Below are 19,750 nucleotides of genomic sequence, written 5' to 3' on the forward strand. Positions count from 1 at the left end.
AACCTCGATAAGTAATGACGGAGTCATTATCAAGGCCCAGATTAAATTAGGAACAATGCGGAGAATTGAGCGCTTACGCATTAGCTGACAAGACCTCGCCCGAGAGCGTACTGGTAAATAAACCTTCCGGCGCATTTTGGAAAATATCAAAGTAACGGGCATTACTGATATCAGCTTGTGCTTGGGCATCATTCTTTTGTTGCTTCTCTTGAGAGGTGCGATGGGCTAAGGCCAAAGCCAAAAATATCAAACCAAGAAAGGCCGAACCAGCGACAAATTGCTCAGTAAAGTCATTTCGTGGAATAACAGCAAAGCGGTTCAGTAGTAAAAAGCCCATGCCGACAATAAATAACAACCAAGAGGTTGCGAATAATCGGGCTAAGTTATTACCTCTAATCCAGTAATAGCCTGCTTCAATTAATGAACTCAGCGCCATGAACGACACCACTACCGCCAAGAAATACAAGGCAAATTGAAAATTAACTATCAGCGGCGAGATGATTAAAGCAATACACGCCCCAAATAGGCTCTTGTTGAGTAAGCTGATGGCACGGTTACGTTTGAAATGTTTTAAGCCTTCGCCAAGCATACTTAAAATTAAACACAATAAACCGACAGACATAATCAATAAGTTATCGTGCCAATAGTTTAGGCTGGAGAAGAAGAAAATACTGGCATACCCTTTTAATATCCAAAGCGTCGTCACGAAACACAAGCAAAACGCACTGTAGAAAAAGAATCGTGCCTCTTTCAGCATAATGAAAAGAAACAGGCTGTAGCAGCACATTAAAAGGAAAATGCCTGTCAGAATGCCAGTAAGAAGCTTATTATTCAGTTGTTCACTGAAATACCACTTCATTTCCCACAGGGTCATTGGTAGCTGTAAAAAACCACTATTCTCTGCTTTTATATAGACAGTTATGGTTCGCCCGGCTGGGATCTCAACGGGCACGCTAAATGCGCGGCTAGGAAAAGGTTTATTTTCAAATGGTCGATCTGTTCCGAGATTATACTGAAAAGCCAGTAAGTTATTCTCGACAATGTAAATATCTAATATATTGGTGAGGGAGTAGCCAACTTCAAGTAAGGTTGATACATCTGTTATTGAATGATTATCAAGATTAAATTTAAACCAATAAGGGTGAGAGACTAAACCAAAGCTCAAGACCTCTTGTTCACTTACTTCCCAAGTATCTTGATATTCTCCTATCAATAAATCTTTAATGCTGATCCGACTTGCAGAGTCTGCTTGAAATAACACGCCTTGACCAAGATTGAGTTGCTGGAATGCGGGCGAGATAGCTTGGGAATAAGGGGGCGTTTGTGCAGCAGCTATAGTGGTAAAAAACCAACAAACTAATATTAATAATCTAAACAAGACAATCTACATCCATGTTCTAACAACGACAAGCAAGTAAAACTAATTGCACTTTTGCTGAGCATATCATAATTAAGATGCTGTTCTCATCTTTAGTCACTGTAAGTGATTATTTATTTGCACTGAGCTTTTTCGGGATCAAAAAAAGGAGGCTAAGCCTCCTTTTTTTATCAAGCTAATATTACTTAGCTAGTGCACCTTTAGCGGTATCAACTAAAACAGCAAATGTGTTTTTGTCGAATACAGCGATGTCGGCAAGGATCTTACGATCGATTTCAACAGATGCTTTTTTCAGACCGTCAATAAAACGGCTGTAAGACAGGCCATTTTGACGAGATGCGGCGTTAATACGCGCAATCCATAGTTGACGGAACTGACGCTTACGTTGACGACGGTCACGGTAAGCATATTGACCCGCTTTAGTTACTGCTTGTACTGCTACGCGAAATACGCGTGAACGTGCACCGTAATAACCTTTAGCTTGTTTTAGAACCTTTTTGTGACGAGCGCGAGCTACGACACCACGTTTTACTCTTGGCATTTTCTAATCTCCCCTTATGCGAATGGCATCATGCGACGTACTGAAGCAACATCAGATGCTGCTACCATGCTTTTAGCACGTAAGTGACGTTTACGCTTGGTGCTCTTCTTAGTCAGGATATGACGTAGGTGAGACTGTTTACATTTGAAACCGCCAGAAGCCGTTTTCTTAAAGCGCTTTGCAGCACCTTTGTTAGTTTTCATTTTTGGCATTGCGAACTCCGCATTGTTCAATGAATAAAAATAATAGAGGCGAATTAAATAGAGCTTGCCTAAACAAGCTCACTCAATTACTTGCTGAGCCTTTATTACCGCTTTTTAGGGCCAAGTACCATAACCATTTGGCGACCTTCCATTTTCGGGAAAGACTCCACGACAGATATCTCTTCTAAGTCCGCTTTGATACGGTTTAGTAGATCAACGCCAAGTTCTTGGTGTGCCATTTCACGACCACGAAAACGCAGTGTGATTTTAGCCTTGTTACCCTCTTCTAAGAAGCGAGTCAGGTTGCGCAGTTTTACCTGATAATCGCCTATGTCAGTTCCAGGACGGAATTTTATTTCCTTCACTTGGATCTGTTTCTGCTTTTTCCGCTGGTCTTTAGCGGATTTGCTTTTTTCGTAAATAAACTTACCGTAGTCCATAAGACGACAGACAGGTGGCTCAGCATTAGGGCTGATCTCAACCAGGTCCAGTTGCTGCTCAGCAGCTTGAGCCAGTGCTTCAGTGAATGAAACAATACCTATTGGTTCGCCATCTGCATTAGCTAAACGAACTTCATTAAGACCTGTGATCTCGTCATTAATACGATTTAGTTTGCCCGCCTGTTGGGGCTTTCTTCCACCTTTTATAGCTTATTCCTCCAAATTGATTTGAGTTCGGTTTCGGATCTCTTGACTGAGTTTTTCAACAATAGCGTCAAGTTTGAATTTACCTAGATCCTCACCTTTCCGTGTTCTTACTGCTACTTCGCCAGCTTCGACTTCCTTATCGCCGATAACCAACATGTAAGGTACACGCTTTAATGTATGCTCGCGGATTTTAAAGCCTATCTTCTCATTTCTCAAGTCCGCATTCACTCTAATGCCTGATTTTTGCAATTTTTCAACAATTTCATGGGCAAAATCAGCTTGCTTATCAGTAATATTCATTACAACCGCTTGAACAGGTGATAACCAAGTCGGGAAAAAGCCCGCACAATCTTCAGTAATAATACCAATGAAGCGTTCAAGTGAACCTAAAATGGCTCGGTGGATCATAACAGGCACATGGCGTTCATTATCTTCACCCACATATGAGGCACCTAAACGACCCGGCATCGAGAAGTCTAATTGCACCGTACCACATTGCCATGCACGATCTAAGCAGTCATAGAGTGTGAATTCAATTTTAGGGCCATAGAATGCGCCTTCACCAGGTAAGTACTTAAATTCTAAATTTTTAGAATTCAGTGCATCGGCAAGTGCCTGCTCAGCTTTATCCCAAACAGCATCATCTCCCACACGTTGCTCAGGACGCGTGGACAGTTTAATTTCAATGTCTGTAAAACCAAATGTTTTGTAAGTTTCAAATACCATATCAATACAGCTGGATACTTCAGCAAGTATTTGATCTTCAGTACAGAAAATATGAGCATCATCTTGAGTAAAACCACGAACACGCATCAAACCATGGAGCGAGCCCGATGGTTCGTTACGATGACAAGAGCCAAACTCAGCCATGCGAAGCGGCAGGTCACGGTACGATTTTAACCCTTGGTTAAAGATCTGCACATGACCAGGACAGTTCATTGGTTTAATCGCATATTCACGATTTTCGCTACAAGTACAGAACATGCCGTCAGCATACTTGTCCCAGTGGCCTGATTTTTCCCATAATGAACGATCTAAAATTTGTGGCGCTTTCACTTCTTGATACTGATACTTAACTAGCTTTTCACGCACAAAGGTTTCCAATTCACGGAAAATAGTCCAACCGTTGTGGTGCCAAAACACCATACCTGGCGCTTCTTCTTGCATATGATAAAGGTCAAGCTGTTTACCAATTTTACGGTGATCACGCTTGGCCGCTTCTTCTAAGCGCTTTAAATAGCTGCTTAACTGCTTTTTGTCAGCCCAAGCTGTACCGTAAATGCGTTGCAGCATCTTATTATCAGAATTACCACGCCAATAGGCACCAGCCACTTTCATCAGTTTAAAGTGATGACAGAACTTCATATTGGGTACATGTGGGCCACGACACATATCAACGTATTCTTCATGATGGTACAAGCCTGGTCTCGCATCTGCTTCTATCCCGGCGATGATCTCAAGCTTATAATCTTCGCCACGAGCTTTGAACACAGCAGCAGCTTCTTCAAGAGGGACTTTCTTTTTAACCACCACATAATTGGTTTTAGCCAATTCAAGCATGCGTTTTTCAAGCTTCGCTAAATCATCTTCACTCAGAGGCTCTTCCATATCAACGTCATAGTAGAAACCGTTATCAATAGTCGGACCAATCGCCATCTTGGTATTTGGCCATAATTGCTTAATTGCATGACCTAATAAGTGAGCACAAGAGTGACGTAGAATTTCTAAACCTTCTTCGTCTTTCGCGGTGATAATAGAAACATTAACGTCTTTATCGATGGGATCACAAGCGTCGACAAGTACACCGTCAACACGACCAGCGATACAGGCTTTAGCAAGCCCCGGACCGATATCCTGCGCAATTTCCATCACACTTGTTGTATTTTCGAATTGGCGTTGGCTGCCATCAGGAAGAGTAATTAAAGGCATGAGCTTTCCTTGTTACAGTGGTGACGCATACCAAGCGCCACATGTGTGTCTAATTTGACTGATTACAGTCGATAAAATAGTTGGTCGACAATAGTAGAGAAAAGCCCTGCGCAAATCAATGTTACTGGGGAGATATCTAGCGCTCCTCATGAAAACTAGGCGCTAGTTATAAACGTTAGTTAAGTGGGGATATTTGCAGTTTATTTTCAAGCAAACCAACAAACGCCCCTTGACGTTCATGATCTATCGCCAGTGTGTGCTCATCCAGTGAGATGACAACACCGCTATATAAGTGGCCTTGACAAGTTAGTCGAGCCTGCGTTATGTAATTCTCAATATAGTTATCTATCGTCTCAACTCGCTGCTTAACGTCATTAATGCGTGCTTCTTCATGTTGCTTACTCAGGTTTAAGCGGTGAATGAGGGTGGTTTTTTTATCTGTATCGGGCAATTGATTTACCTTAGTGGCTGCTTGATCAATTTCATGTAACTTATGTTCTTCCTCCTCAATTTCTTGTAATAGCACTTTTCGCTCAAGGTATTTCGCAGCCAAATCGCCCAGCATGTTTATTTCCGTACGTGTACCGGCATCTGCTCCGACATTGACAGCGGCCACCCCTTTCAGGGCACGCACGATACCGCCAAGAATCGTGCCTTTACGTCCTCCCGCATCCATCACTTCAACTTTATCAAAGCAGGTAACATCACAGTGGATCAACTGGTGATTGAAATGTAACGTGCCATGGCACGTTATTTTAGTATATTGCGCGAAAACCCCTTCAATGGATCCATGAGCCGTCAAATGACAACTATAGTGGTCACCTTCTTCGGTGTGGTGCCCTATTACACCTTTTTCTATAATTAGATCACCACCCGCTTCCACCTCGGCCGATTCAACAATGCCGCCAACATTAATGTCACCGGTGGCTTTTACCTTCATCCCTTCACAAATATCGCCTTTAATTAGAATGCTGCCATCAAAATCAACGTGACCAAATCCAACATCCACACTGGGGATCATTAATACATCGTCAACAATCATTCCACGCTCAATCTCTATGGGTATGCCTGTTTTGGTTGCGACTAAATAATTCGGGTTTTTGCTACTAATTTCCGTGTTTTTTCCAACATCAAATTCAAGCTCTTTACCTTCTTTATGGACAATTACCTCGCCAGTTACCTTAAAGCCATCTTCGCCAAGTGTGTGCGGATGCTTACGCATTAACGGCTTACCTTTACTCACAGAGATAAGGGCTCCTAAATCACGCATATCTACCTTGCCACTTTGCAATTTTTTGGGCTTACGAACCCGCTCTTTTAACGTTTCAACTAATCGTTCAAAACGCGTATCCGTGCCATTTTTAGCCGCTAAGCCCTTGGCGATTGGCGCTCGAATCACTTTTCCAGGCTGTGCTTTATTTAGTGTCGAGATCAACGCAACAATATTATTGGTGCGGATCCCATAAGTTACGCCCGCCGAACTAAGGGCTTCTTTTACTGTAACTTCATCTAATTTGTTACCTCCCCAAGCTGCAGTAACATTGGCAAAGGCCGTCATTTTTTCTTTGTCTAAGTCAATTGAGATCACCGCATCAAGACGCTGGGCAATAATAATGGGCTTATTGTCCTCGTCTGATACCTCTGCTTCTTCTCTTAGCTTGGCAAACAGCTTAACTGCTTCGGTTAGCCCGACTGCACTGGGCTTGAATTTCTCATAAGGGCTAGCCGCCAATGCCATTAACAGGTGTTCTTCTTTAATAACATCGGCTAATGGCTCAATGGAGAGTAATAAATCAACATTATTTTCATGGAGTGTAAACAGGTCAGGTGAGATCATGAAAAAGCTCCTTATGGGCACATAAGCTAGAATAATGACCCTAGCGTGAAGCGACTAGTTGCTCAATCATTTTCGCCAAATTAGACTAGAACCGAGATAGAGATCAAGCTCTTAGCACTGTTAATCATCTTCTATTATATCAACCTTAGACCATTACACCTCGCAGTGAATTAAAGACATAAAAAAAGCAGCATATATGCTGCTTAGAAAGTCGTTATTACGGCTTTGGTTTACGCCGCATTGGCGCATCACCAACATCCACACCTTTAAGGTAAGTTTTATTAACTGATTTAGTCCGTGTGGCTTTCACTTTAGTGGTTCGACCTTGTTTACCTTTTTTGATCTCATCGGTACGCGTCACTTTTTTAGCCACTTTTAATCCTGTAAACTTAGCTTTTAGCGCTGCAAACGAATCAAAACTGATAGGCTGGTTTAGATAAGCTTCTACTGCTTGAAAGTTTTCCCAGTCTTTAGGCCCCACTAATGAAATTGCACTGCCCTTTGAGCCAGCGCGGCCAGTACGACCAATTCGATGAACATATTCTTCCGCATGCTTGGGCATGTCAAAATTAACCACGTGTGACACATTAATTAAATCTAAGCCACGAGATGCAATATCCGTCGTCACTAGCACCTGTTGCTGGCCACGAGAAAAACCATCCATTATTTTATTACGGTTACCTTGGTTCATGTCGCCACTTAAGGCAACACTATTTAACCCTAGCTCGGTAATGTATTCTGCTAAGGTTTGCGTATCCGCACGAGTAGCAGTAAACACTATCATTTGAGTAATGTTTTCTTCACTGAGTAATGCTTTTAACAGCGCTTTTTTGTGATCTAAATTATCAGATAAATAGAAGCGTTGGGTGATATCGGTATGCTCATCATTAGCACCACCAATCGACACCCGAACCGGCGCTTTAAGTAACTGCTGCGCAATACTGCTTACCTCGGTGTTATCTAAAGTCGCAGAGAACAACAAAGTTTGACGCAAACGGTGATCAGCCGCGCGGTTTATTTGTAACAGTTGATCGGCAAAACCTAAATCTAACATCCGATCGGCTTCATCCAATATTAACATTTCGAGGCCATTGAGGTGGATCTGGCGCTGGGTAAGATGATCAGCAATACGCCCAGGCGTCCCGACGATAAATTGCGGGTCTTTTAACAATTGCTTGGCTTGATCATTAAAATTTTCCCCGCCCACGATTAGACTGGCTTTGACACCTGTACCCGCGACCAATAGTCGTAATTGTCCGTAAACCTGCTTAGCCAACTCACGGGTTGGGGTCAAGATCAACACCCTCGCGTCGCGCTTACTTAACGCGCGCTGTTTAAGAACTCGTTGCATTGCCGGCAATAGAAATGCCAACGTCTTCCCAGAGCCCGTTTTTGAAGAGGCAATCATATCTTTGCCTTGCATCGCCACAGGAATGGCTTGGCGCTGTATATCGGTGGCAGTGGTAAGGCCTTGATGAGATAACGGGGTTAATAATCGACGATCTAATGAGAATTCTTCAAAATCCAAGGGTGATGCTCCGCAAACTAATACTTAAATAACGCAGTGATTATACCCTGTTGTCGCAATTGGAGCGACCAACAAAACCGATAACACTTGGATTTCATCTGCGCAAACCTTATATTGCCACAATCTCAACGTCGGTAGATGAATATATGTTTCAAGATAATCCGCTGCTAGCGCAGCTAAAACAGCAAATGCAATCCGAGCTGCCTAAAAAAGAAGGCATCATCAAAGCCACCGAGCGCGGCTTTGGATTTTTAGAAACCGATGATAAAGAAAGCTATTTCATCACCCCAAATGAAATGAGAAAGGTATTACATGGTGACAGGGTCATTGCCATCATTCGTGAAACTGGTGATAAGCCAACTGCTGAGCCAGAGTCATTAATCAGCCAGCAGAATACTGAGTTTGTCGGCAAAATTAAGCACTTTAAAGGCAAACTACAGTTTGTTGCTGAAAACCCAGTGTTCAAACATCCATTTAACGCCAAGCTTAATGCAACATTAAAAAGTACCGGTTTAAAGGAAGGGGATTGGGTTAAAGCAAGTTTGACGCAACACACACTGAAAGACGAAAAACGCTTTGCCGTGCTAATAAATGAAAAAATTGCCGCCGGGGACGACCCCTACGTCGGCCGCTGGGTGACCTTAGCAAAACTTGATTTAGCCACCACCCCGCCAGCGCCGCCTCTAACTTGGCCTGAACTAGACGCAAGTCAAAGAGCCGATTATCAACACCTCCCCTTTTTCACCATTGACAATGAAACAACCCAAGATATGGATGACGCCCTTCATATAGAAGCGCGTGAAAATGGCTGGCAATTAACCATCGCTATTGCTGATCCCACGGCTTACATCCCCCCGCAAAGCGAGCTTGAGCGCATTGCTGCTGAACGTGGTTTCACTATTTATATGCCCAATTTCAACGTTCCCATGTTACCTCGCGAGCTGAGTGATGACTTATGCTCACTAAAAGCGGGAGTAGCGCGCGTTGCGATAGTCTGTAAAGTGAATATTGATAATCAAGGTCATATCATTGATGAAGCACAATTTGAGCTGGCCACCATTCAATCTGTGGCTAAGCTAAGCTATAACCAAGTTTCAGACTTCATAGAACAAACAAACTTAGATTGGCAGCCTGAGCCAGCCATAGCAGAGCAGCTTAAATTACTCGAACAATGCAGCGCCAAACGCTTAGCATGGCGAGAAGCTAACGCCCTCACCTTTGACGACAATCCTGATTATAAATTTGTATTATCTGACACTGGTGAGCTCGAAGAAATTCTTGCACTACCAAGGCGCATCGCACATCGCATGGTAGAAGAAGCCATGGTATTGGCCAATGTTTGCGGAGCGCAATTGTTGACCAAACATCAAGTACAGGGGGTATTCAATTGCCAACCTGGGTTACAAGTCGAGCGGACCAACGAAGCCATAGCATTAATGGCCGAACACGGCTTTGCAGTGACCGCTGAACAATTAACTGACTTAAAACAATATTGTGAAATACGTCGCCAAATCCGTAGCCAAGGTAATCAATACTTAGATTTCAGACTACGTCGTATGTTTGCTTACAGTGAATTTAAGCCCGTTGGCGAACCTCACTTCGCGATGGGTCTACCACTTTACGCAACATGGACCTCGCCCATCCGCAAATACAGTGATCTAGTTAACCACTATCAAATCAAAAGCATCTTAACGCAACAGCCCACCACAATGCTGGATGAAAATCTTGGCAATCAAATAAATGAAAAGCGCAAAAAACAGCGCATGGCTGAAAACGGCGCCAATGCTTGGTTATACGCCCAGTACCTCGCTGCTAGAGCCAACACAGGCGAAGTCTTTAATGGCCAAGTGGTGGATGTAGTACGTGCAGGCGTTAGAGTTAAACTGTTAGATATAGGCGCATTTGTGTTTATCCCATCCAGTTTCCTTCACAAAGACAAAGAGCAACTTCAGTGCCGCATGGAAACAGGTCATGTGTTAATCAATGATCAAGTTGTTCTTACACAAGGGCAAAAGTTGGATGTCGAAATTCATGAAGTAAACATTGATACGAAAAATTTTATTGCTCGTCCACATCGACCATTATTACCATAACTTAATGAATCGCAGATTAGGGTTATATTTGAATAAGATAGCCCTAATCTGAGCACCATACTAGCACTAAAAAGTTGGCAGCCAGAGCTGCCAATTTCTTTCAACCGGCTGACTCATTGATTTGATTTTTTCATTCTGATTAAGACCAACCCCATTGATTGCCTAATAACACCAATGAAGTACAGATATCTGGCTGCAATTCCTGTTTCAGCAAATTAAGGCAACGGTCGATTTATTCTAACGATACAGGTTATAATGCTCGCTTTATCCTTAACGGAACACCCACTTGCCTAAGTTAAATCCTTTATCACTCGATCTGTTGCAACCTGACTTCACATCTCTGATAACACACAAGTCTCGTAACGAAGCATCAGACTGGACAGCCTTATTTCCTTTTGCACAACGAGAGTTAACTGATTTTCAGCTGTTACCCAACAAGCTTCTGACTTTTTGCATCAGTGATTGGAACACCGCCAAAGAATATATTTGCCAGATATTACCCCAGTCATCAGCACAACAATTAGCAACACATTTTGCCATATTTGATCATTGCGAACAGGCAGGCGTCATCATCCATGATCAGCCCGTTACAGCGGCCGATTTCCAACAACTTGACCCAGCCACACAGACACTGCTGACAGAACGCTTCGGCGCCCTGAAACAAGGTAAACTACGCCCACTTCCTGAGCAGCGCTTAGCTTTTTTGAATGCTTTTAATGAGGCGGATTTGTTTGGTGAAATTTACCTCAATAGCGCTCAACAATTGATTTTAAGCCCTGGCGCATTACTGACACAGCGTAATGGCTACTTAGTATTAAATGTGCCACCGTTGCTGGAAAATCCAATACTTTGGTATCAAGTTAAAAGTTATTTATTGACCGGGCAACAACACTGGCAAAATGCGCGTGGCGCAGACAAACTACGAGGTGTAAAACTCCCCGATTCAAGCGCCCTAAACTGTAAAATAATCATTACCGGCAGTCGTAGTCAATTGGCGGAGTTAAGTCAGCTTGACCCAGAGTTTGCAGGTCTAAACCAGCAGTTTGCTGAAGTAGCCGATGAAGTGAAAATTACTGATAACAACATTGGCTTAGTCCGTGACTTCATTAACTTACAAGCCATGCATAATCAATTAGCGCCACCAGACGATGTTGCTCTTAATGCTTTGCTACAACACCTGAGTGCGCGCCGTGAGCATCGTCATTATATTCAATTTAACGTGAGTTATTTGAGTAAATTGTTTAACCGTTGTCGATTGATTAATGCTCACTTCTCACCCGCTGTGCTGAGTGAATATATCGCGCAGCAAAAAAATGCCATGATTTTGCCGCAAAGTTACAGTGACGAGTCGATTGTTGAGCAACAAATACCAATCCAATTACAAGGACACGCTGTTGGTCAAATAAATGGGCTCTCAGTCGTAGAGCTTGATGGCCATCCTATCGAATTCGGTGAAGTATTTCGCGTCACCGCTGCCGAATTCTTAGGCGATGGTGAAGTGATTGACGTTGAACGTAAGGCTGAAATGGCGGGTAATATTCATTCCAAAGCCATGATGATAGTGGAAAGCTACTTAAGCCAAGTCTTTGGTAAAGAAGAGCACGTACCTTTTTCAGCCAATATAGTCTTTGAGCAAAGCTATAGTCATACCGATGGCGATAGCGCGGCGGTTGCCACTTATGTGGCGTTAATGTCCGCTTTATCACAACAACCTGCACGCCAAGATCTCGCCATGACAGGCGCGATGGATCAAGCGGGCAATGTGATGGCCGTGGGCGGCATAAATGAAAAAATAGCCGCCATTTGCCGGACCGCTCAATTAAAACAACTTAATAGTCCAGTAACTGTATTGATCCCCGCATCAAATTTGATCAACCTAAGTTTAGATCATGATGTGTTGGAAGCCGTTAAGGGTAAACGCTTAACTATCTATGCCATCAGCCATGTCGATCAAGCCATTAGCATTGCCATTAGTGATGTGGATACGGTTTATGATGCGATCCGTCATCGAATAAAAGAGCTAGGTGGCCGCGATGATGATGAAGATACTTGGCTGGCAAAATGCTTACAATTTTTCCGTTAAAGCAAGTTGTTGCACACACCATTACAGACTCTAACTTGCATGGTGGCAGGCTTTTATATAAAGTGTGCCACTTTGTTTTTATATCAAACTACCAACGAGTGAGATTATGACCTCTCAAAAAGATTTAGGTAAGCACGCTTACACTAAAGAAGAGCTACAAGCATGTGGCCGCGGTGAATTATTTGGTGAAAGTAATTGCCAATTACCAGTCGATAACATGTTAATGATGGATCGTATCCTAAAGATTAATGAGACTGATGGTGAGCACGGTAAAGGCGAGATTATCGCTGAACTAGACATCAATCGCGATCTTTGGTTCTTTGATTGTCACTTCCCTGGCGACCCTGTCATGCCTGGCTGTCTTGGTTTAGATGCCATGTGGCAATTAGTCGGCTTCTTCCTTGGCTGGAGTGGTGGCCCAGGTAAAGGTCGCGCTCTTGGTGTAGGTGAAGTTAAATTCACCGGTCAAATCTTACCAACGTCGAAAAAAGTCACTTACAAAATCACCATGAAGCGCGTCATCATGCGTAAATTAGTCATGGGTATTGCTGATGGTGAAGTGTCAGTAGACGGCCGCGTTATCTACACCGCGAAAGATTTAAAAGTAGGCTTATTTAAAGATACTGACAGCTTCTAATTTTCGCCAGCGCGATAATTTAGAAACTTGTAACATCAAATAAGAAAGCCCCTTACGGGGCTTTTTTTTATTTCATAAAGAGACCGTGACTCCTTTCTTCATAAGCATCACGCCAACCTCCTAGCCAAGAGCTTTTGGCATCCACCTGCTGAAACGGACAAACTTCTTTTGCTCGTCCAAGCACTCCAGCATGATAACCTTTGGCGTGAGCACGCGCTAAACGATCTCTTTTTTGTCTTTTCATTGAGTACGACCTCTTATGACTAATAAAAACACAAAGCCATTTCAACTTTGTTATTTAGAATTAGATGAGTTTTGCAGGTACGTCAATGTCGCTTTTAAGCGATTTCAGCGCGTTTTTAATAACTCACTGAAACCGTTTCATTTAGCAAATGGCTATTATTTCTATTTTGTGAACTTGCGCAACACTAGTAAAGGTAACCCAAGTAACAACAGCCAAAATGCATTACCGCCCGAGCGTGTAAATGGTTTGTCAATCACCTCAGCTTCCTTAGAGTCATAACAACTAGGCTGGCTGTTTATGTCACCTGCTGATAGATTTCGTGTTAATTTTAGTAATACAGGGTGTGCATTAACCATATTAATAAAGTCATCTTTGTTATCGTAACGATAACCAGTCGCCAAAATGGTGCCGTCATCGCTAATGTCTTTTGCTTTTTCAAAGCGGTAATAAGGTAACTTAACGACGCCTTGAGCATCTTTAGTACATACAAGGTCGTTGAGGTACCATGCATCTTGGGTGCTAACATCGTAGACAAATGCAGATTGGCGACGTGGATTTCCCGATTCCACAGGCTGAACCTCACCTGGGGCATCGGCCCAGCCAACCACAAGCCCGCTATCATTGATCGCGCTAGCCTGACTGTTTGCGCCGGGTTTATTGCTGTTAGTACCTTCAACTCGCTCTTTTTTGGTACGTATGTTTTTATCCGCCAACGGCAAAATAGCTGTTTGGGCTGCTTTATCAAAGATAAAAAACTCAGTTGGACGGTTACGCCCCTTGACCAGTTCAAATACGCGGTTACCAATAATCAGACCGTTATTGTTAATATCCGTGGCCCAAGTATGTCGAAGATTATCATTAGGATCATCAACCCCCATTTCAACTTGCGTCAGTTCAACTGGATTCGCTAAATACTCACCGTTTTCATTGGGCGTCATATAAACTGCGCGAGCACGATCACCACGCTCACTATTGTTCATACGCTGACTAGAGAAACCAACCACAACACCTTGCTTGTCACTACTAAATCCAGCGGCGCTGTAAATCATTCCTTTCTCACCACCGCGATTATCCAACCATCGTTCAGTCGGGTTAGCCACCATTGCGCTTCCCTCAAGAGAGCCAGTGTCACAGCCATTAGTGACATCCCAAACCCAAGGCTGAGTGTTAAATCCTGGACAATACGTGAGTTCGTTATATCGATTGCGATCTTCATCGGTTGTGCTAGCAAAGCAACGATCAAGGTATACATTTTCATCATTAGGACGATTGACACTGGCGTGGCCAAACACTAGCTTACGGGTTTCACCATTAGCAAACGTAACCTCACTGATGTTGTAAGCCGCACTAAAACCACCTCGCGTAAGGTCGGTTGTTGGTTTTAACTGACACACTTCGCCCGTGGCCGATTTATAAAAAGCATGGCGAGTAAAATCGCGGCTAAAAGGAGTGCCCGTTGAGTAAGTGGCTGAACCATAGCCCACTGTTTCACCACTATCAGAGATATCAGTAACAACTTGATCGGTTGAGTTAGTATTAGCATTATCGAATACGTTAGTGCGGTTAGGATTTAAGTCCGCACCTAGGGTAAAAGGAATAAACTGGCTACTGTAATAATTGTCAGCCGCTTTAGTTTGATCTAAGCGCCACTTACGAATTGCGTTTTCATAACTACTTTGCGCAGCGCTGTTGCTGCCTTGATAAATGACTTCACAAATTTCGTTTGAATAATAGCATTCGCGTTCATAGGTGAAATGCAGGCCATAATCTATTGCCTCAATCGAAGACCGTGTTGTTAGACCAGCAGCTAGCGTGCCATTGGGCGAGATTGCAACCGCATAAGGACCAAAGTTTGCCTGTTCAAAGTCACCGGTTTTGTTAATCGCAACTTCTTCAATTTCATAATACGCACCAGGGTTCACAGGTGTGGCAAGCGCGCTTGATGCATAAGCTAAGCCTAATGCTATAGATAATGCTGATAATTTAACGTTCATTAACGAGTTATTCCCCTGTTTGTAAAGCTTCTAATTCTTCCCAACGCTCTAAAGCTGTTTCAAGCTGCTGCTCTAATTCCGTTAGTTTTAACAATTTAGCCGTAGTTTCATCACTGGGACGATTGAAAAATGCTGGATCATTTACTTCTTCTTGCAGTACTTCCATGTCAGATTCAATTGTCTCTAACAAGCTCGGTAGTTGCTCCAACTCTAATTTTAATTTGTAAGATAATTTGTTCTTTTTTGCGACAGCGGGTTTAGTCACCACTGGGCTAACTATTTTTTCTGCGTTTTTTTCTGACTTAACGGCCTTAGTTTGTTCGGCTCTGGCATCTAAAATTGCACGCGCATCTGCGTAGCCACCCACAAAAGCTTCAACCTCGCCGTCGCCCTTAAATACCCAACTATGAGTCGCCGTGTTATCAACAAAATGACGGTCATGACTCACGAGTAATAACGTGCCCTTGTAATTGGCAAGTAATTCTTCTAAAAGTTCCAATGTTTCAACATCTAAATCATTGGTTGGCTCATCGAGAATAAGCAAATTACTTGGTTTCAAGAAAATTTTGGCTAACAACAGACGGTTTTTTTCACCGCCCGATAAGGCCTTAACCGGCGTGCGAGCACGTTTAGGATGAAATAAAAAGTCCTGTAAGTAGCCCAATACGTGGCGCATCTTACCATTAACTTCAACCTCTTGCTTTCCTTCAGCTAAGTTATCCATCACAGTTTTTTCAGGATCGAGCTTATCGCGATACTGATCAAAATAGGCCACCTCAAGTTTCGTGCCGCATTTGAGCTTTCCACCCTGAACGTCCAACTCACCTAGCATTATTTTTAACAAGGTACTTTTACCACAACCATTAGGGCCAATTAATGCAACTTTGTCGCCGCGTTGGATCATAAAGCTGAAGTCATTAACGATTTTTTGATCTTCAAACTCGTAGGCTAAGTGCTCCGCTTCAAAGACAATCTTGCCTGAGCGCACCGCTTCATCCACATTTATTTTCGCTTTACCCATCACATTAATGCGCTCAGAGCGTTCTTGACGCATCGATTTAAGGGCGCGAACGCGGCCTTCATTTCGCGTGCGGCGAGCTTTAATACCTTGCCTGATCCACACTTCCTCTAAAGCCAGCTTGCGATCAAATTCAGCATTTTGCTCTTCTTCAACACGTAGTGCTTCTTCTTTACGCTCCAGATACAACTCGTAATCACCTGGCCACGAGGTCAAGTTACCACGGTCAATATCAACAATACGCGTTGCTAAGCGGCGAATAAACGCCCTATCGTGACTAATAAATACAATACTGCCAGCAAAGTTCATTAGAAACTGCTCAAGCCATTCAATCGTCGCCACGTCTAAGTGGTTGGTCGGCTCATCAAGAAACAATAAATCCGGCTCACCGACCATGGCTTTCGCTAACGCAACTTTGCGCTGCCAACCACCCGACAATTGATCGAGGGAAATATCAGGATCAATTTCAAGTAACTCAAGGGTTTGATTGATTTTTGAATCCAACAACCAGCCGTTGTGCAAATCCAGTTGCTCTTGTAGTGCCTGTAACCGATTTAACTGCTTGTCTGTTGGATTATTGCCTAACTCATGAGAAAGCTTATGGTACTCTGTAACCGCTTTGCCCACTTCAGCCATGCCACTGGCTACGTATTCATAGGCTGTCACGCCTTCAACTTGCGGTGGATCTTGTTCTAAGCGCGCTATTTTTAAATCGTTAGTTTTAACAATACGGCCATCATCAAGCTGAATTTCACCACACAACACTTTTAATAGTGTTGATTTACCGGCGCCATTTCGGCCCACTAAACAAACACGCTCCTTCGGCTCTATCACCAATTCAGCGTTATCTAATAACGGCGTATCGCCAAAGGCTAAATCCGCTTGTTGCAATGTAATTAATGCCACAGTTTATTCCAAAAATAAGGTTACGGCAGCCGCGTCAAACGGCCAGCCTAAATCATTGTCACTTGAGTCTTTCATTAACACCGGAATGCGCACGCCGAAGCGTTCGACTAATTCATCATCAAGTGCAATATCGATGACGGTATACGTCACCGCTAAATCGTCTAAAATAGCTTTGGCTGACTCACATAAATGGCAGCCATCAGCTGAATACAGTGTGACCCCTAACATTTTGTTAAGATCCAACACTGATGAATTTTGTCGTTACGCTTGAAGTCTTCGGGAATCGATGCCTTACTGACATCTTCAATTGAGAAACCAGCTTCCTTCACGCCTACTTCATCTAATTTAAAGCCACGTTTGTTATTAGAAAAAACCAATACGCCACCGTCAGTGAGGTTTTTACTGGCATTGGTCAATAAGGCAACGTGATCGCGCTGCACATCAAACGTGCCGTCCATGCGCTTTGAGTTTGAAAACGTTGGTGGATCTAAGAAAATTAAATCATATTGATGTTTACACTCATCCAGCCATTTCAGCACATCAGCTTGTTCAAATTGATGTGCACCTTTGATTTTATTCAGCGCAAAATTTCGCTTGCCCCAATCAAGATAGGTGTGCGACATATCAACACTTGTGGTCGATGCAGCGCCGCCAAGGGCTGCATGAACAGAAGCACTGGCGGTATAACAGAATAAGTTTAAAAAATGTTTTCCCTTGGCCATTTCACCTAAGCGTTTACGCATTGGACGATGGTCTAAAAACAAGCCTGTATCTAAATAATCGCTCAAGTTAACTTCAAACATAGCGCCATTTTCAATCACATTAAGCAAGGTTTGTCTCTTGGTTAACGCTTGGTATTGGCTTTTTCCTTTTTGTACTTCACGCACTTTAAGGAACAGCTTGTTTTCAGGAATTTGCATAACATAACGCGCGGTTGCCACGATATCGAGCACACGTCGGCGCGCTTTAGCAGGATCTATTTTCTTGGGCGCGGCGTATTCTTGGATCACCACATTATCAGCATAAACGTCAATGGCGACATTGTATTCAGGTAAATCAGCATCGTAAACACGGTAACACTCTATGCCTTCACGCTTAGCCCATTTATTACGCTGCTGTAAATTTTTCTTTAGACGGTTAGCAAAATCTTCTGAATAAATAGCAGGCTTGTCGCTGCTTAAACCACGGTCGCTGATCTGGTAATTTTTCAGTACACACTCTAACGGGCCATTGAACAACTTGTAGGTTTTACTCGCGCGCAAACCAATACAGCTCAATAGCTCTGTATCGGTTGAGAATAACGAACATTGCCAGCCTGGAAATGCTTTTTTGAACTGATTACCCAGTTTTGAGTACAAATCAATGGCGCCGCTCATGTCACCCATACGCTCACCATAAGGCGGGTTGGTAATAATCATCCCAGTTTGGCCATCGAGCGGATTACCAAACTCTGTTGCGTCTTTAACACTAAACGTGATCAAGTCGGCCACACCTGCTCGCTGCGCGTTACCGCGTGCAATCTCAATTAAACGACGACTTTTATCTGATGCGAAAAAGCGGGTGTCACATTTGTTTTCGTTACGCTTATTCATCACGCTGGCTTGCGCGAGCATGCTTTGCCAAAGCTCGGCATCATGACCCGACCAATGTTCAAAAGCATAACCTGTACGTAATAAGCCAGGTGCACGATTCGTCGCCATCAATGCCGCTTCTATGATAATGGTGCCCGAGCCACACATAGGATCGACTAATGCTTGGTCCAGCTGCCAACCACTGCGTTTCACAATCGCGGCGGCTAAGTTTTCTTTTAACGGCGCAGCGCCAGTTTCAGTTTTATAGCCGCGATGATGCAGTGGACTGCCCGCCATATCTAAATAGACATGAGCCTTGTCTTTGAATAAACGCACATTAATACGTACTTGTGCATCCGAGCGCTCAACATCAGGACGCTGATCCAATTTTTTACGGAAACGGTCAACAATGGCATCTTTTACTTTGAGGGCACCAAACTGCGTATTGCGAATGTCATCGTTAGTGCCAGAAAAATCAATGGCGAAGGTTTTATCAACAGCAAACGTATCTTCCCAAGGAATGTAACTACAACCTAGATACAGATCCATCACATCATTGACTTTAAATTCGTTCAACCGCATTAGTACGCGCGAAGCAAATCGCGACCATAAACACACTTTATAGCCTTGCTCTAAGCTACCCGAAAAGCTCACACCTGAGCGAACTGCTTTTGCCCCTTCTATTCCAAAGGATTGCAACTCTTCTTCAACCAAAGATTCAAGACCTTGGGCTGTGGTAACAAAGTATTCATATATAGTGCTAGTAGACATTAATTTTTCCGAGGTTAAAGATACCACTGCAGAATGCCGCTGGGCACTCTGATAAATAAGAGCCGCATTATAACGTAAGCGAGAGTTTTACGCATAAACAAATCTGAGTAGCGGTAGAAAGGCAGTGTTTATTCTTGCCCCTTTAGCACCTTAAACCAATTGGCCTTGTGTTTTCTATAAAGTGTGATCAGGTTTAAAAAACAGCACAATGCCCACTTCCCCGCCACATTGCTTAACAAATGGTCAAACAGTATTAAAATTACGTTTACCTCTTGCATAACGCCATTCATCTCTATACTATTCGCCGCACTTAGACGGACGCGGGATGGAGCAGTCTGGTAGCTCGTCGGGCTCATAACCCGAAGGTCGT

15 protein-coding genes and 1 tRNA gene (1 of these 16 cut by a window edge) are annotated in these 19,750 nt (G+C 43.3%); 4 read left to right on the top strand and 12 right to left on the bottom strand.

Annotation, left to right across the window (positions count from 1 at the left end; translation table 11 throughout):
- Positions 1-73: 73 nt before the first annotated feature.
- From K1M91_RS07960 to K1M91_RS07990, 7 genes are all read right to left on the bottom strand, one after another.
- On the bottom strand, positions 74-1,378 hold the full coding sequence (locus tag K1M91_RS07960; RefSeq protein WP_232801213.1) for a 7TM-DISM domain-containing protein: 1,305 nt from the start codon (positions 1,376-1,378) through the stop codon (positions 74-76).
- A gap of 181 nt (positions 1,379-1,559) precedes the next feature.
- The gene (rplT, locus tag K1M91_RS07965; RefSeq protein ID WP_232801214.1) at positions 1,560-1,919 is read right to left on the bottom strand and encodes a 50S ribosomal protein L20; all 360 of its coding nucleotides are present in this window, start codon (positions 1,917-1,919) and stop codon (positions 1,560-1,562) included.
- A 14-nt stretch (positions 1,920-1,933) separates the two neighbouring features.
- Positions 1,934-2,131, bottom strand: a complete 198-nt coding sequence (rpmI, locus tag K1M91_RS07970; protein WP_232801215.1) for a 50S ribosomal protein L35 — start codon at positions 2,129-2,131, stop codon at positions 1,934-1,936.
- A 95-nt stretch (positions 2,132-2,226) separates the two neighbouring features.
- The gene (gene infC, locus K1M91_RS07975) at positions 2,227-2,769 is read right to left on the bottom strand and encodes a translation initiation factor IF-3 (protein ID WP_232801367.1); all 543 of its coding nucleotides are present in this window, start codon (positions 2,767-2,769) and stop codon (positions 2,227-2,229) included.
- Positions 2,770-2,772: 3 nt separating this feature from the next.
- Positions 2,773-4,698, bottom strand: a complete 1,926-nt coding sequence (gene thrS / locus K1M91_RS07980; protein WP_232801216.1) for a threonine--tRNA ligase — start codon at positions 4,696-4,698, stop codon at positions 2,773-2,775.
- Positions 4,699-4,873: 175 nt separating this feature from the next.
- A complete protein-coding gene (locus K1M91_RS07985; RefSeq protein WP_232801217.1) occupies positions 4,874-6,535 on the bottom strand; it encodes a FapA family protein in 1,662 nt (553 codons plus the stop codon).
- Positions 6,536-6,752: 217 nt separating this feature from the next.
- A complete protein-coding gene (locus K1M91_RS07990; RefSeq protein WP_232801218.1) occupies positions 6,753-8,063 on the bottom strand; it encodes a DEAD/DEAH box helicase in 1,311 nt (436 codons plus the stop codon).
- A 146-nt stretch (positions 8,064-8,209) separates the two neighbouring features.
- Here K1M91_RS07990 and K1M91_RS07995 point away from each other — a divergent pair, with 146 nt between their 5' ends.
- The 3 genes from K1M91_RS07995 to fabA all read left to right on the top strand — a co-directional run bounded on the left by K1M91_RS07995 (position 8,210) and on the right by fabA (position 12,876).
- Positions 8,210-10,156 carry an exoribonuclease II gene (locus K1M91_RS07995; RefSeq protein WP_232801219.1) on the top strand — a complete coding sequence of 649 codons (1,947 nt, stop codon included), beginning with the start codon at positions 8,210-8,212 and terminating at the stop codon, positions 10,154-10,156.
- A gap of 286 nt (positions 10,157-10,442) precedes the next feature.
- On the top strand, positions 10,443-12,239 hold the full coding sequence (locus K1M91_RS08000) for a S16 family serine protease (protein WP_232801220.1): 1,797 nt from the start codon (positions 10,443-10,445) through the stop codon (positions 12,237-12,239).
- Between the two features lie 106 nt (positions 12,240-12,345).
- The gene (fabA, locus tag K1M91_RS08005) at positions 12,346-12,876 is read left to right on the top strand and encodes a bifunctional 3-hydroxydecanoyl-ACP dehydratase/trans-2-decenoyl-ACP isomerase (protein WP_232801221.1); all 531 of its coding nucleotides are present in this window, start codon (positions 12,346-12,348) and stop codon (positions 12,874-12,876) included.
- A 67-nt stretch (positions 12,877-12,943) separates the two neighbouring features.
- Here the strand turns inward: fabA and rmf are convergent, their stop codons facing one another.
- The 5 genes from rmf to rlmKL form a co-directional block, all read right to left on the bottom strand.
- Positions 12,944-13,120: a ribosome modulation factor gene (gene rmf, locus K1M91_RS08010; RefSeq protein WP_232801222.1), complete on the bottom strand. Its 177-nt coding sequence runs from the start codon at positions 13,118-13,120 to the stop codon at positions 12,944-12,946.
- 161 nt (positions 13,121-13,281) lie between these two features.
- Positions 13,282-15,114, bottom strand: coding sequence for a DUF3466 family protein (locus K1M91_RS08015; RefSeq protein ID WP_232801223.1), 1,833 nt, complete (start codon positions 15,112-15,114; stop codon positions 13,282-13,284).
- A 7-nt stretch (positions 15,115-15,121) separates the two neighbouring features.
- A complete protein-coding gene (locus tag K1M91_RS08020) occupies positions 15,122-17,038 on the bottom strand; it encodes an ABC transporter ATP-binding protein (RefSeq protein WP_232801224.1) in 1,917 nt (638 codons plus the stop codon).
- Positions 17,039-17,041: 3 nt separating this feature from the next.
- On the bottom strand, positions 17,042-17,266 hold the full coding sequence (locus K1M91_RS08025; protein WP_232801225.1) for a glutaredoxin family protein: 225 nt from the start codon (positions 17,264-17,266) through the stop codon (positions 17,042-17,044).
- Positions 17,260-19,380 (bottom strand): bifunctional 23S rRNA (guanine(2069)-N(7))-methyltransferase RlmK/23S rRNA (guanine(2445)-N(2))-methyltransferase RlmL, encoded by a 2,121-nt coding sequence (gene rlmKL, locus K1M91_RS08030; protein WP_238481365.1) that lies wholly within the window; start codon positions 19,378-19,380, stop codon positions 17,260-17,262. The genes K1M91_RS08025 and rlmKL overlap by 7 nt, the downstream gene beginning before the upstream one ends.
- A 319-nt stretch (positions 19,381-19,699) precedes the next feature.
- Between rlmKL and K1M91_RS08035 the strand changes: the two genes are divergently transcribed.
- Positions 19,700-19,750: transfer RNA gene (locus K1M91_RS08035), tRNA-Met, on the top strand (it continues 126 nt past the right edge of the window).

Origin of the sequence: Motilimonas sp. E26 (assembly GCF_021278025.1) — a bacterium.
Lineage (GTDB): Bacteria > Pseudomonadota > Gammaproteobacteria > Enterobacterales > CBDFNC01 > Motilimonas.